The following is a 13,101-nucleotide window of genomic DNA, read 5'->3' on the forward strand; positions in this document are numbered from 1 at the left end:
ATACCAAGAGGACGGGTAGAGCTTCAATAAAGGTGCTTTGGGAAGGGTGGTTTAAACTACAAACCATCCTTGAAGGCTACGAACTCGCAATGTCTCTTGATCACTAGACTTGTGATCAAGAGACAGCGCAAACGCGAGGCTTTTTATTGTAGGAAATCTTCTTAATGTCACCAGTTTTTAAGCAGAAATTAGAGGCAAATCAGCAGGCTTACGACCATGGTCTAATCCTTATTGCTATTGTTGTTTTTGTATCGGTGTTAAGCTTAATAAAAAGAGCAACAAGGATAGGTTATGAATTTCCCATACAGAAATATTGTCGTACTTACTGGCGCTGGCATCTCGGCTGAGTCTGGTATTCAAACATTTCGAGCTCAAGATGGTCTTTGGGAGAATCACCGAATAGAAGACGTGGCAACGCCAGAAGGTTTCGACCGCGATCCGGATCTTGTTCAAAGCTTTTACAACCAACGTCGTTCAAAACTTCAAGGCGAAGATATCAAGCCGAATGCGGCTCATATCGCACTAGGACGCCTAGAAGAGCAGTTGGAAGGCAAAGTGACTATTATCACTCAGAACATTGATAATCTGCACGAGAGAGGCGGTAGCGCCAATATCATTCACATGCACGGTGAATTGCTTAAAGCACGTTGCAGTGAATCCAACCAAGTCATCGAACATTCAGAAGACATTGAAACCGGTGAATTGTGCCATTGTTGCCAGATCCCAGCGCAAATGCGCCCTCACATTGTTTGGTTTGGTGAAATGCCACTACGCATGGGTGAGATCTATGCGGCTTTGGAAGAAGCAGACTTGTTTGTTTCTATTGGTACTTCTGGCGTGGTATATCCAGCTGCAGGCTTTGTACATGATGCGAAGATGCATGGTGCACATACGATTGAAATTAACTTGGAGCCAAGTGCTGTCGAGAGTGAGTTTGAAGAGAAGCGTTACGGCAAAGCAAGTATTGAAGTGCCAAAATTGGTTGACGAAATTCTTGCTCTGGAAAACGAAGCCAGCGCTTAATTAAACGGACAGAACCTTCATTTTAAAAAGGCATCGAGTGATTCGATGCCTTTTTGTATTTTGAAACGTTGTATTCTGATGCTTTGCAATTTGAGCAGTATGGATTGAGCCACAAATAGCGATCTTCAGATACAAGAAAAGCGGCCTAAGCCGCTTTTCTACACTATTTCGACAGACTGATTAGTTGTCTACTTTTAGCTTTTGGAAGTACTCATCGTAAAGCACACTTGCTTCACCAACTTCGTCTTGCCATGTACCGCTGTCCATCACTTCTTGTGGTGGGAAGATGCTTGGATCGTTAGCAAATTCTTTCGGTAGTAGGTCATGCGCTGTTTTCACTGGAGTAGGGTAACCAATCTCTAGTGCAATCTTAGCAGCATTCTCAGGACGTAGTAGGAAGTCGATCATCTTATGAGCTGCATCAACATTCTTCGCGCCAGCTGGAATTGCTAGGCTGTCCATCCAGAAGATAGTGCCTTTTTCTGGCCAGATGATGTCGATGTTCGCGCCTTCTTGACGAGCCATGTAAGCAGAACCATTCCAAAGCATACCAAGTGATACTTCACCTGCTAAGTATGGGTTCGCTGGGAAGTCTGAGTTAAATACCAACACGTTTGGCATTAGCTTTTTCAGTTCTTCGTAAGCTGCTTTGATCTCGTCTGGGTTAGTCGTGTTTGGTGAGTAACCAAGCTTAGTCAATGCAATATGGAATACTTCGCGAGAATCATCCATCAGCATTAGTTGACCTTCCCACTTGCTATCCCAGAAATCGTCCCACTTAGAAACCGATGACTTGTCTAGCATGTCAGCATTGATACCAATACCGGTCGCACCCCAAATGTAAGGGATAGAGTAGTTGTTGTTCGGGTCGAACGGCTTGTTCAGGAAGTTAGTGTCTAGATCAGCAAAGTGAGAAAGCTTCTCTTTGTCGATCTTTTGCAGCATGCCTTCTTTACGCATTTTAGATACGAAATAGGTAGACGGTACTACCAAGTCGTAACCAGAACCTTGAGTTTTCAGCTTTGCGTACATGCTCTCGTTAGACTCGTACGTAGAGTAGATAACCTTAATTCCAGTTTCTTTTGTAAAGTCTTCAAGAACTTCGTTTGGAATGTATTCCGACCAGTTGTAGAAATACAGTTCTTGATCAGCAGCCATTGCAGGGGAAGCGATTAGCGTCGCTGCACACAGTGCGCTTGCGTAGAATTTACTTTTCATTTTATTTCCGTTTTGTTCAGCAACAGGTCAAATCAATACTAGTAACAGATACCGATTTGAGCCAAGTTGCGATAAGCACAATCCTGTTTATTTGAGCACGAACGTTAAACATCATGTCTTCATCGACGGAGAATGTTGAAGCTGTGTCAAATAAACCTAGCAACGTGTAATTATATCAGTCAATTACGAAAATAGGCAGCGTATTGCTGCCTATTTTCATTTACTAGATGGCTTATTAAGCGATTATTGGCCCGCTTTAAGCTTTAGGAAGTAATCTTCGTACTTCGCTGTCATGTCCCCAACAGAGTCTTGCCATTCAACACGGTCAAGATCTTCTTGAGAAGGGAACAATGGTGCAACGTCTTTAAACTTAGCGTTAGACTCTGCAACAGCAGTCAGGTAACCCGTGTCAGCCGAGATTTGCTCTGCGATTTCTGGACGTAGTAGGAAGTCGATCATCTTGTGAGCAGCTTCTACGTTCTTCGCACCAGAAGAGATTGCAAAGTTATCAACCCAGCCGATACCGCCTTCTTTAGGGAATACAAGCTTTAGGTTCATGCCTTCGTTTTGAGCAGCTGCCGCGCTACCATTCCAAAGCATACCAACACCAACTTCGCCAGACATGTATGGAGCGCCTGGGTTATCAGAGTTGAATACTAGAACGTTTGGCATAAGCTTTTGTAGCTCTGCGTACGCTTCGTCGATTTGTTTTGGATCCGTAGAGTTACCTGAGTAACCTAATTTACGTAATGCGATATGGAAGACTTCACGAGTGTCATCCATCAGCATTACTTGACCTTCAAGCTCAGGTTTCCATAGGTCAGCCCAGCTTTGGAACTCGTTTGGATCGTACATGTCAGCGTTAACCGCTAGACCTGTAATTGCAACAACGTGTGGAATAGAGTAGTCGTTGTTTGGATCGTAAGGCTTGTCTAGGTAGTTAGTATCTAGGTTACCGAAGTTTTTCAGTTTAGTCTTATCGATCTTTTGTAGCATACCTTCGTCACGCATCTTCGCTACGAAGTAAGTGGAAGGTACCACTAGATCATAACCTTGGTTATGAGTTTTTAGCTTTGCATACAAGGTTTCATTCGACTCGTAAGTCGAGTAGATGACTTTGATGCCAGTTTCTTTAGTAAATTGTTCTAGGATATTACTGTTGATGTAAGGACCCCAGTTCATAAATACTAATTCTTTATCATCCGCTGCCGCTGTACCAGAGAACAGAGAAAGCGCACATGCACTACCAGCTAATAGAGTAGCCCATTTTTTCATTGACGTTAGCTCCAAACCAAACGTTGTCCAATTTTGGACGATAGATAGAAAAACAGAATGGCATGTAACCATTCTGTTTCGTGATGTTAACGGATGCGGATTCTACTTTACTTTTTCTCTTGCTAGCAACTGAGAAATCACTACCAAGACCAAAGAAACAATCAACATGACCGTTGCTAGGGCGTTCACTTCTGGTGAAATGCCCACCTTAACCATTGAGTAAATCTTCAATGGCAAGATTTCGTAAGTTGGACCTGTTACGAACGAGCTAATAATTACGTCGTCCAGAGATAGGGTAAAGCTCAATAACCAGCCCGCAGCTACCGCAGGTTTTGCAAGAGGAAGAATGATCTGTTTTAAGATTACCCATTCACTCGCGCCTAGGTCTTTCGCTGCTTCCAACATTTTCACATCAAAGCCATTTAGTCGGCTGTACACTGTTACCACAACGAATGGTAGACAGAAGGTGATGTGAGCAATCAATAAGGTAAAGAAGCCAAGCTGTGCACCTAATACAAGGAACAAAGCAAGTAATGAAATCGCCATAACGATATCTGGTGACATCATTACAACAAATAACATGCCGTTGACCGCGCCTTTACCTTTGAACGAGTAACGGAATAGGGCAACAGCCGTTAAGCTACCAATGATGGTTGCCGCTGTTGCAGAGAATACCGCTACGTTCAATGAATGCCATGCAGCCTGCATTAGGCTGTCGTTGTTTACTAAGGTTTCGTACCATTTCGTGGTGAAACCACCCCATTTCATACCAAATTTGTTGGCATTAAATGAGTTAACAATTAAGACGATAATTGGTAGATACAGAAAAGCATATACCAGCGCCATAAAGCTAAATCTAACTGTGCGTCCCATTAGTCTAGCTCCACTTTCTTATTCAATAGTTTGCCTGCTCTGTAGTAAGCATAAAGCATAACAGCCATTGCGAAGGTGAGGGCGATACTGGTCGCAGCACCAAATGGCCAGTCACGAGCGTTCAATACTTGGCTCTTAATTACGTTACCGATCAGTAGGTTCTTCGCGCCGCCAAGAAGGTCAGAGATGTAGAACATACCTAGTGCAGGTAGTAGAACCAATAAACAACCGCCGATAATGCCAGGCATTGTTAAAGGCAAAATTACTCGCGTAATGGTTTGAAACTTGTTCGCACCAAGATCTTTTGCCGCTTCAATGTAAGTGTTGTCTAGCTTCTCGATTGCCGAATAAAGCGGCAAAATCATGAACGGAAGCAGGATGTATACAAGACCGATCATCACTGCCGTTTCTGTATACATTAAGCGTATCGGCTTATCGATGATTTCCATTGCCATCAGCGATTTGTTTAAGACACCTTGTGTACCAAGAACAATCTTTAGCCCGTATGTACGGATCAGAGAGTTTGTCCAGAACGGTACGATAACCAAGAACAACATAAACGGACGCCATTTTTCTGGCATTTTCGCTACGATGTAGGCAAATGGATAACCGATAACCAAACACAACAATGTCGCAATGATCGCCATGTAGAAAGAGTGCATCAGCACTTTCGCGTACAGAGGGTCAAGCAAGCGAAGGTAGTTGTCGAAAGTAAACGTTAATTCAATTAGGTTTGCTTCATCACGCGTCAAGAAACTTGTACCAATAATCATTAGGTTTGGTACCAACACGAAAAGTGTTAACCAACTAACAATTAGGGTAATGATCGCGTTCTGAAGATTAAGCTTCTTGCTTATCATTTAGTACTACCTCCCAGCTCTCAACCCAAGTGATAGCGACTTTCTGGCCGAGTGAGTGGTCCACATCTGGATCATCTTCGTTAAAGAATTCGCTTACCATCACGCGCATGCCAGAATCCAATTGAATAACTGAATCTAGCGTCATACCTTTATAGGTACGCTCGGTCACGTGACCTACGATGCCTTTTTCTTCAGACTCTTTGATCTCTTCGATACGCAAGTCTTCTGGGCGAAGTAGTACTTGAAGTTTGTCACCGGCCTGTGCTTCTTGATCGTAGTAAACCACCGATTCAACACCTTCAATTTCTGCACGGATACGTTTCTCATCGATACGATCTAGCATGGTTGCGTTGAATACGTTGATCTCACCGATAAAGCGAGCAACAAATAGGTTCTTCGGTTCTTCGTAGATCTCACGTGGAGAGCCATCTTGTTCGATAACACCGTCGCGCATAACAATAATACGGTCAGACATCGATAGGGCTTCTTCCTGATCGTGCGTAACGAAGATAAAGGTAATACCAAGTTGACGCTGAAGCTGTTTAAGCTCGATTTGCATTTGCTTACGTAGTTTGTAATCAAGTGCAGATAGAGATTCATCTAGCAGCAGTACTTTTGGCTTGTTCACAACCGCACGCGCAATGGCGATACGTTGTTGCTGACCACCAGAAAGTTGATGAGGCTTACGCTGTGCCATTTTTTCTAGGCGAACCATGCGCAGCGCATCCATTACTCGTGGCTCGATCTCTGCAGCAGGTGTTTTCTGCATACGAAGACCAAATGCAACGTTTTCAAATACGGTCATATGAGGAAAGAGTGCGTAACTCTGAAATACCGTGTTGACGTGCCTTTGCTCTGCAGGAACCTGTGTTACATCTTGGTCATCTAATACGATTTGACCGTTGTCTGCCGTTTCAAAGCCAGCGATCATGCGTAAAACCGTTGTCTTACCACAACCAGATGGGCCAAGAATCGTCAGAAACTCACCATGATTAACATCCAGATTTAAATTACCGATGATTTCCTTGCCATCGAAACTTTTGCTAATACCAGATAGACGAACTACTGGCTTTCCTGCTTGCTGTTTAGCGTTCAACGTCTGTATTTCTCCCACGTTCAAATTGGGTTATATCCCATTGATGTGACATTAGTCATTCACTTTTGAGGCGCGCATCATAATCACCAAAATTGTGAAATCAAAGCATTTTCTTATCTTGAAACAGAAAAAATTTTGCAGGCAAAAGTAAACATTCCTTACCATACTGTTTTTATGGGGGTATTTACGCTTTCGCTATCGTTTTGTAGGGTTTTAATTTCGCCAGCAAATGTTTTCAATTTCATAGATTTGCGAGTGGTTAATTATCGACCAAATAGAAGATATTGCAAGTATTGAGGCCGAGATCTGATTTTAGACTTGGAAAGATTTCTTTATAATGACGCCCTTATTAATTGGCTGGTTTTCCAGAAAAAAATTTACAAGTTAGCCTTGGATAACATATGAACAACGATTTTGAGAAAGATTTCAATTTAGGAGGGAGTGTAGAGCGAGCTCTTTCTGGCAAGTATGAACTAAAAGCGGGTGCTGTTTTTAGTGAGGCTTGGCGCACGACCATTCAACAATTTTTGTCCTTCTCGCCAGCGATCATCTTGTTGCTTTTCGTTCAGTTGGGCATCTTCTATATCGCATTGCAACTTCAATTAGGTGACCCAGGTGTGATTCTTGATGCGTTGCAAGACCCTGAGTCTTTTACCACTGACATCGTCTCTGCTATTTATGTCGCTAACTTTAGTTACGAAGTGATCAGTGCGCCAATTTATGCGGGTATCAGTTTGATGGCTATGAGCCATGTCGCTGGGTTGAAAACAAAAGTACGTCACGTTGGTAAAGGCCTACAATTCACGGTGCCAGTGATTTTAGCGACGCTATTTAGTCTAATGCTGCAGGGCGTAGCTGGGATGATTTTTCCTCTGCTATCGTTATACCTTTCTTTAGCTTTTAGTCATTCTATCTTATTGATTTGTGAGAAAAGAGTGCCACCAATGCAATCATTACTATTGTCTCTTCGTGCAGTCAACAAGAAGATTTTTGTTCTTGCAGGGCTTTACTTGGGCGTGATGTTGATGTTTATTATTGCTGCAATGTTCTACGGAATTGGCTTGATCTTCGTGCTTCCGTTCTTCTTCCATTTGAAGGGAATCCTGTACCGCGAAATGTTTGGTATCAAGTTAAAGATCGTAGCGACACAGCAAAATGATAACGATCACGATGGTAACTCTCAGGTGTTTGATGCCTAAATCTTTAAAATCAATGAGTTTACGAGTGGCGGCTATCACAATAGCCGCCACTTTTGTTTCTGTAGGACCATATTTGCACTATGACCGCGAATATCGCAATGCGATTGACTCGCAGGTGGTACACGGCCCGGTAACACACCCAGACTTGTCTAACCTCCCTTATATTGGTGACATTCCTGATTTCAACTCGATTCAGGACACGAAAGATAAGAAGACAGCGTTCTTTGACTTCCTTCGACCGAAAATTACGTTAGAAAATCAGCGCATAGAAAAAGAGCGTGCCTTCTTAACGGCTTTGAAACTTGGCGAGTTAAGCTCAGAACAAACTTCATATGCTAAACGCTTGGCTGCACTTTACTCTTACCCATTGGAAGACGAGACGGTAACGGAAGCTTGGTTGGATGAAATGCTTAAGCGAGTTAATGTTTTGCCTGAGGCTTTGGTGTTAACACAGGCTGCGAATGAATCTGCGTGGGGCACCTCTCGTTTTGCAACCGAAGCAAACAACTTGTTTGGTCAATGGTGTTATAAGAAGGGCTGCGGAATCGTCCCTGCGAAACGCGGTGCAGGTAAAACGCACGAAGTAGAGAAGTTTGACACTGTACAAGAGTCTGTACATGGCTATTTTATGAATGTGAATCGTAATCGTGCGTATGCTGATTTACGTGATATTCGTGCGAATTTAGCAGGGAAACACAAGGATTTGTTATCTGTGGCGACGGCATCAGAACTTACTCACGGTCTGCTTGCTTATTCTGAACGCGGTATCGCTTATGTGAATGACTTGCGGGCGATGATTCGTCACAATAACGCTTACTGGACACAATAAAAGAAATAACGGATCGGATGAAGAAGTTAAGCCTAAGTTTACTGGGTAGTGCGGTACTGATCTTGGCATCGCCTATCACTCACGCTCAAGAATACATGTTTACGTATTCTAAACTTTACACGCAATTAAAGAACAATATTAAAGACGGCCATGATGACGTTAGAGTCGGTGTTTTCTTTGTTGATTCTGATACAAAACAATTGTGTGAAATCGAAAAAGCATGGATGGAAAAGGAAGAGCATTTTGAGGAGTTTGTGATACCAACTTCGAAAGAGCTACCGCTTCCTATAGATAAAAACCTAAAGTCAGCGAATCCACTTGTCTTTGTACAAACGCCCAAAGATACGCGCTGTGATTACTCTCTTGTAGTCATGACGAAAGAACCGTTACAGGGTAGCGTTACGTACGAAGAATTGAAGCCTTTGATGCCTCAAATGCAAGCCTTACTTGAAGATCTTGGAGGTATGTTTGCGGGTTGGTTTACGCCACAAGTACAAGGTGTAACCATGGAGTTCGCTAACGAACTTAATGATACTATTACGTTCTCTAACGGGGCTCAAAAAGCGATTGTTAATGGGAAGGTGCAAGTCGCAATGAGTGAAATTGGCGAAGGTGGTCATATGACATTACCTCAACCAACGACTCGTGTATTACCTTATCTACCGAATGCAAAAAAATAAGCATAAAGAAACCGAAGAAGAGCTGCAATTGCGGCTCTTTTTTTGTTTCTAACGTTCATGACGCTGTTTTTGAGTGCATTTATTGATGAGTCCGTCACACAAACATTTAATCCTGCGCAAAAAGCTCGTATAATCCTCGCCCCATAGAAATCCAAGTTAGGAAGCCCTAGTCGATTTATCGGCGATGTGAGAGCCCGCAATGAACCAAGTAGATACAAGAAAAGAAACCCTAGAATTCAACAAGCTTCAGAAACGTCTTAGAAGACATGTTGGAAATGCCATTACTGATTACAACATGATCGAAGAAGGCGATGTTGTGATGGCATGTATTAGTGGTGGTAAAGATTCATTCGCGATGCTTGATATCCTGTTGAACCTACAAAAGGCAGCGCCTATCAAGTTTGAAGTTGTCGCAGTTAACCTTGACCAGAAACAGCCAGGTTTCCCTGAGCATATTCTTCCAGACTACTTTGAAACGCTGAACATTCCTTACTACATCGTAGACAAGGACACTTACTCAGTGGTTAAAGAGAAAGTGCCAGAAGGCAAAACAACTTGTGGCCTATGTTCACGTCTTCGTCGTGGTACACTTTATTCGTTCGCAGAGAAGATTGGCGCGACTAAACTGGCGCTTGGTCACCACATGGATGACATTGTAGAAACAATGTTCTTGAACATGTTCCATGGCTCACGCCTTAAAGCGATGCCACCAAAACTTCGTTCAGATGATGGTCGTAACGTAGTTATCCGTCCACTGACTTACTGTCGTGAAAAAGACCTAATCAAATACGCAGAACATAAAGAGTTCCCAATCATTCCTTGTAACTTATGTGGTTCTCAAGAGAACCTTCAACGTCAATCGATTAAAGCGATGTTGATCGATTGGGATAAGAAAACACCTGGTCGCGTAGAAGCTATCTTCAAGTCAATCCAGAACGTAAGTCCAAGCCAGCTTGCTGACCGTGAACTCTTCGACTTTGTTAACCTGCCATTAGATCGTGAAGGGAGCCGTGAAGAGTATGAGTTCAGTGAAGCGGTAGTGTCATCGACGAACATTGATGAATCGATGTTTATCGACGTAACAAATATCTAATCCTAAGAGGAGGCTCAGTTGGCCTCCTTTTTTGTACATGATGTTTACTTGTAGTACGACGTATAAAAAATCCCCCAATCGTTGGGGGATTTCTATTTTAGGTAATAATAAAACCAGAAGGCGTTAAGTGGCGGTATTTGGATCAAGAGGACTGATGTAACCGTTTGGTTTCAATGCCAGGACGTCACAGTTAATCTTATCAATTACATGCTCAGCTGTGTTACCAATGAAGACTGCAGAAAGCCCAGTGCGACCAGTTGTACCAAGAATCACCATAGCTGCACTTAGTTTTTCTGCTGTTACTGGGATAATGTCTTCTGGTAAGCCTTGCTCGACGATCGTTTGCTCTTCATCCAAACCATGCTTTTGGCGCAGTGCTTTCATTGCGGTTAAATGATGCCCACGTACAGCGTCTGTATAGGTTGTAGGATCAAATTCCGGCAACTCAATTGTAATGTTGGCTGGCGTAACAGGGTACGCATTAACAAGGTACGGGTCGGCATCAAGTCGGTTACTGATTTCTTTAAGACGCTCTACCATCGAATCATTCAAGTCAATATGTGTTGGATTTTCCGAACCAACATGAACAGAAGCGAGTATCTTCGCATGCTCAGGCCAATCAGCGTTCTTAATTAAAAGTACAGGGATAGGGCACTTACGCAACAAATGCCAATCTGTAGGAGTGAAAATGACGGATTCTAGAACGTCGTGCTTACGCGTTCCTTTAATAACGATGTCGTGACCGCCAGCAAAGACTTCAGCGATAATCGCTTCATAGGGGCGATTATGCCAAACAACACAAACATCAAAGTCGAAGCTATCGTCTAAATACGGTTGGGCTATCTTACGCATCCATTGTTCACGTTGGTGGATAACACCGCGACGCATAGCATCTCTTTCATCGACCGACAGCATTGAGGTCATGTCATACGAAAAATCGTAGATTGACAGAAAGAAAGTGATTCGGCTTCTGGATACACTTTTTCGAGCGAGTTGAACCGCTCTTGCAAGTGCTGGCTGCTCATCATTATTGATGTCAGCAACAACAAGGATCTTACTGTATATACTCATATCTAAGCCCACTTATTATTGTAAAACCAAATACTGAATATAAAGTAAATCAGTATATTGGAGTACACAAGGTACATTTTTACTGTAGCTCAGTTTGAAGAAGAATTTGAGGACTTTCGAAGGGATTTTAGAAGAAATATGATGTAGCTCATTTTCGAGCTACATCAATTGATAGGGCAAATTAGTCTTTGCTAACGCCTGCAAGTTCCATCAATGCATCGTGATCTAAGATGGTGATGTACTTACCTTTTACGCTCAGAATTTCAGATTTCTGGAAGCGGCCAAGTAAACGGCTAATGGTTTCTACCGTTAGACCAAGATAGTTACCAATGTCACCACGAGTCATGGTTAAACGAAATTCACGAGGACTAAAGCCGCGCTGGGAAAAACGTGTTGATAGGTTGTACAGGAATGCAGCAAGACGTTCTTCTGCATTCTTTTTAGAAAGAAGCAGAATCATTTCTTGGTCGCCTTTAATCTCGTTACTCATCAAACGCATGATTTGTTGGCGAAGCTTAGGCATTTTTCCTGATAGGTCATCAAGGATTTCGTATGGAATCTCACAAACCATAGAAGTTTCAAGCGCTTGAGCAAAACTTGGGTGTTGGTCACCTGTTATTGCGTCAAAACCTACAAGGTCACCAGCTAAGTGAAACGCAGTGATTTGCTCATCGCCTTGCTCTGTAATGGTGTAACTCTTTATCGTGCCAGAGCGGATAGCGTACAGAGATTTTAGCTCATCACCTGCTTTAAAAAGCTCTTGGCCTTTTTGGATTGGCTTTTTACGCTCGATGATTTGATCCAACTGATCCAGCTCAGACTCGTTTAGAGTGAACGGAATACAAAGTTGGCTAATGCTACAATCTTGGCAATGAATCGCGCAACCACCTGATTGGATACGCTTTGTTGCAGGTTTTTCAGAAATCATAACAACCTTTCACTATTTGATATACATCAATATTTTATCACCGCTTACTTCTAAAGGGTAGCAAAAAAATTATTGAAAACGACTTTCATACTATATGAAACCGAGCATTCGCATAGCTCCGGCGGCAGTATACACGCCATAAGTTATTAAGATTAACGCTGAGATGTTTCTAAATATTAACGACTTTTGCAACTTCTGAAAGTGGCTCGCTCCGTATCCGATCGCGAGCATCGATGGAAGAGTACCAAGACCAAATGCCAGCATGATCATCCCTCCACTTAATGCGCTTCCTGACACTGCTGACCAAGTGAGAGCCGAGTACACTAAGCCGCACGGTAACCATCCCCAGATAAACCCAAACGGGAGGGCATGTAAAGGGTGTTTGAGTGGGAGTAGGCTCCTACCGGCAGGTGAAATCAATTTCCAAAGGGACTGCCCAAGTTTTTCAATAATCAGCAGGCCTTGCCACCATTTAGCAATATATAAAGCAACCAAAATCATGAATATAGCCGCAATAAAGCGGAGCCACGCTAATGATTGGGTTAATCCACTCAGTTCAGACAAGCCAGAAATAGCCCCACCAACCATTGCTCCAACACAACCGTAGCTAGCGAGGCGTCCAATATTGTAGAAGAGAGGGATAACAGGTGAAGGCTTAGTGTTTTTTGTGCCCATAGAGAGTAGTGACGCGATACCACCACACATCCCCATACAATGACCAGCCCCGACCAAGCCAATCATAAAAGCACCGATAAAATCTGGACTCATAGAGTAACGTTACGGTTTTTTGTTATTTGGTTTTTCATCTTCATCGAGAAGAATGTTGTGGCCTTGTCGCTCTAGATCTTCAAACTGATCACTGCGAACGGCCCATAGGAAAATAGCAACCGCCACACAGACCAAAACAATGGCGATAGGGATTAAAATGTAAAGACTTTCCATGTTAGCTCTCTTAC

Annotated in this window: 14 protein-coding genes; 5 read left to right on the plus strand and 9 right to left on the minus strand. The window is 42.9% G+C overall.

The window, feature by feature from the left end; translation table 11 throughout:
- Positions 1–291 precede the first annotated feature (291 nt).
- Entirely contained in the window at positions 292–1,023 is a 732-nt protein-coding gene (cobB, locus tag ATB76_RS23425; protein WP_038872748.1) for a Sir2 family NAD+-dependent deacetylase, read from the plus strand.
- 180 nt (positions 1,024–1,203) lie between these two features.
- On the opposite strand, the gene ATB76_RS23430 is transcribed toward cobB, so the two are convergent.
- From ATB76_RS23430 to potA, 5 genes are all read right to left on the minus strand, one after another.
- A complete protein-coding gene (locus ATB76_RS23430; RefSeq protein WP_038875062.1) occupies positions 1,204–2,241 on the minus strand; it encodes an extracellular solute-binding protein in 1,038 nt (345 codons plus the stop codon).
- Between the two features lie 243 nt (positions 2,242–2,484).
- The gene (locus ATB76_RS23435; RefSeq protein WP_038872754.1) at positions 2,485–3,516 is read right to left on the minus strand and encodes an extracellular solute-binding protein; all 1,032 of its coding nucleotides are present in this window, start codon (positions 3,514–3,516) and stop codon (positions 2,485–2,487) included.
- Positions 3,517–3,618: 102 nt separating this feature from the next.
- Positions 3,619–4,389: a spermidine/putrescine ABC transporter permease PotC gene (gene potC, locus ATB76_RS23440; RefSeq protein ID WP_005389180.1), complete on the minus strand. Its 771-nt coding sequence runs from the start codon at positions 4,387–4,389 to the stop codon at positions 3,619–3,621.
- Positions 4,389–5,249, minus strand: coding sequence for a spermidine/putrescine ABC transporter permease PotB (potB, locus tag ATB76_RS23445; protein ID WP_061036180.1), 861 nt, complete (start codon positions 5,247–5,249; stop codon positions 4,389–4,391). The genes potC and potB overlap by 1 nt, the downstream gene beginning before the upstream one ends.
- Positions 5,230–6,345 (minus strand): spermidine/putrescine ABC transporter ATP-binding protein PotA, encoded by a 1,116-nt coding sequence (gene potA, locus ATB76_RS23450; protein WP_009706100.1) that lies wholly within the window; start codon positions 6,343–6,345, stop codon positions 5,230–5,232. Before potA ends, potB begins: the two co-directional genes overlap by 20 nt.
- Positions 6,346–6,746: 401 nt before the next feature.
- On the opposite strand from potA, the gene ATB76_RS23455 reads away from it, so the two are divergent.
- From ATB76_RS23455 to ttcA, 4 genes are all read left to right on the plus strand, one after another.
- Positions 6,747–7,544: a hypothetical protein gene (locus ATB76_RS23455; protein WP_038872759.1), complete on the plus strand. Its 798-nt coding sequence runs from the start codon at positions 6,747–6,749 to the stop codon at positions 7,542–7,544.
- Positions 7,537–8,373 (plus strand): glucosaminidase domain-containing protein, encoded by an 837-nt coding sequence (locus tag ATB76_RS23460; protein WP_061036181.1) that lies wholly within the window; start codon positions 7,537–7,539, stop codon positions 8,371–8,373. Before ATB76_RS23455 ends, ATB76_RS23460 begins: the two co-directional genes overlap by 8 nt.
- 17 nt (positions 8,374–8,390) lie before the next feature.
- Entirely contained in the window at positions 8,391–9,053 is a 663-nt protein-coding gene (locus ATB76_RS23465; protein ID WP_038872917.1) for a DUF2987 domain-containing protein, read from the plus strand.
- A gap of 199 nt (positions 9,054–9,252) precedes the next feature.
- Entirely contained in the window at positions 9,253–10,146 is an 894-nt protein-coding gene (ttcA, locus tag ATB76_RS23470) for a tRNA 2-thiocytidine(32) synthetase TtcA (RefSeq protein WP_045465017.1), read from the plus strand.
- 123 nt (positions 10,147–10,269) lie between these two features.
- Here the strand turns inward: ttcA and uspE are convergent, their stop codons facing one another.
- The 4 genes from uspE to ccoS form a co-directional block, all read right to left on the minus strand.
- Positions 10,270–11,217 carry a universal stress protein UspE gene (uspE, locus tag ATB76_RS23475; protein ID WP_061036182.1) on the minus strand — a complete coding sequence of 316 codons (948 nt, stop codon included), beginning with the start codon at positions 11,215–11,217 and terminating at the stop codon, positions 10,270–10,272.
- A gap of 181 nt (positions 11,218–11,398) precedes the next feature.
- A complete protein-coding gene (locus ATB76_RS23480; RefSeq protein WP_038872924.1) occupies positions 11,399–12,145 on the minus strand; it encodes an FNR family transcription factor in 747 nt (248 codons plus the stop codon).
- A 90-nt stretch (positions 12,146–12,235) separates the two neighbouring features.
- The gene (locus tag ATB76_RS23485; RefSeq protein WP_038881923.1) at positions 12,236–12,913 is read right to left on the minus strand and encodes a sulfite exporter TauE/SafE family protein; all 678 of its coding nucleotides are present in this window, start codon (positions 12,911–12,913) and stop codon (positions 12,236–12,238) included.
- A gap of 9 nt (positions 12,914–12,922) precedes the next feature.
- The gene (gene ccoS, locus ATB76_RS23490) at positions 12,923–13,087 is read right to left on the minus strand and encodes a cbb3-type cytochrome oxidase assembly protein CcoS (protein WP_010447939.1); all 165 of its coding nucleotides are present in this window, start codon (positions 13,085–13,087) and stop codon (positions 12,923–12,925) included.
- Positions 13,088–13,101: the final 14 nt, after the last annotated feature.

The organism is Vibrio sp. MOR3 (assembly GCF_001557775.1).
Lineage (GTDB): Bacteria > Pseudomonadota > Gammaproteobacteria > Enterobacterales > Vibrionaceae > Vibrio > Vibrio jasicida.

Bases quoted from the DNA above. Each gene is read 5' to 3' on its own strand.
- cobB (WP_038872748.1), top strand. From the start codon at position 292: ATGAATTTCCCATACAGAAATATTGTCGTACTTACTGGCGCTGGCATC.
- ATB76_RS23430 (WP_038875062.1), bottom strand. From the start codon at position 2,241: ATGAAAAGTAAATTCTACGCAAGCGCACTGTGTGCAGCGACGCTAATC.
- ATB76_RS23435 (WP_038872754.1), bottom strand. From the start codon at position 3,516: ATGAAAAAATGGGCTACTCTATTAGCTGGTAGTGCATGTGCGCTTTCT.
- potC (WP_005389180.1), bottom strand. From the start codon at position 4,389: ATGGGACGCACAGTTAGATTTAGCTTTATGGCGCTGGTATATGCTTTT.
- potB (WP_061036180.1), bottom strand. From the start codon at position 5,249: ATGATAAGCAAGAAGCTTAATCTTCAGAACGCGATCATTACCCTAATT.
- ATB76_RS23455 (WP_038872759.1), top strand. From the start codon at position 6,747: ATGAACAACGATTTTGAGAAAGATTTCAATTTAGGAGGGAGTGTAGAG.
- ATB76_RS23460 (WP_061036181.1), top strand. From the start codon at position 7,537: ATGCCTAAATCTTTAAAATCAATGAGTTTACGAGTGGCGGCTATCACA.
- ATB76_RS23465 (WP_038872917.1), top strand. From the start codon at position 8,391: ATGAAGAAGTTAAGCCTAAGTTTACTGGGTAGTGCGGTACTGATCTTG.
- ttcA (WP_045465017.1), top strand. From the start codon at position 9,253: ATGAACCAAGTAGATACAAGAAAAGAAACCCTAGAATTCAACAAGCTT.
- uspE (WP_061036182.1), bottom strand. From the start codon at position 11,217: ATGAGTATATACAGTAAGATCCTTGTTGTTGCTGACATCAATAATGAT.
- ATB76_RS23480 (WP_038872924.1), bottom strand. From the start codon at position 12,145: ATGATTTCTGAAAAACCTGCAACAAAGCGTATCCAATCAGGTGGTTGC.
- ATB76_RS23485 (WP_038881923.1), bottom strand. From the start codon at position 12,913: ATGAGTCCAGATTTTATCGGTGCTTTTATGATTGGCTTGGTCGGGGCT.
- ccoS (WP_010447939.1), bottom strand. From the start codon at position 13,087: ATGGAAAGTCTTTACATTTTAATCCCTATCGCCATTGTTTTGGTCTGT.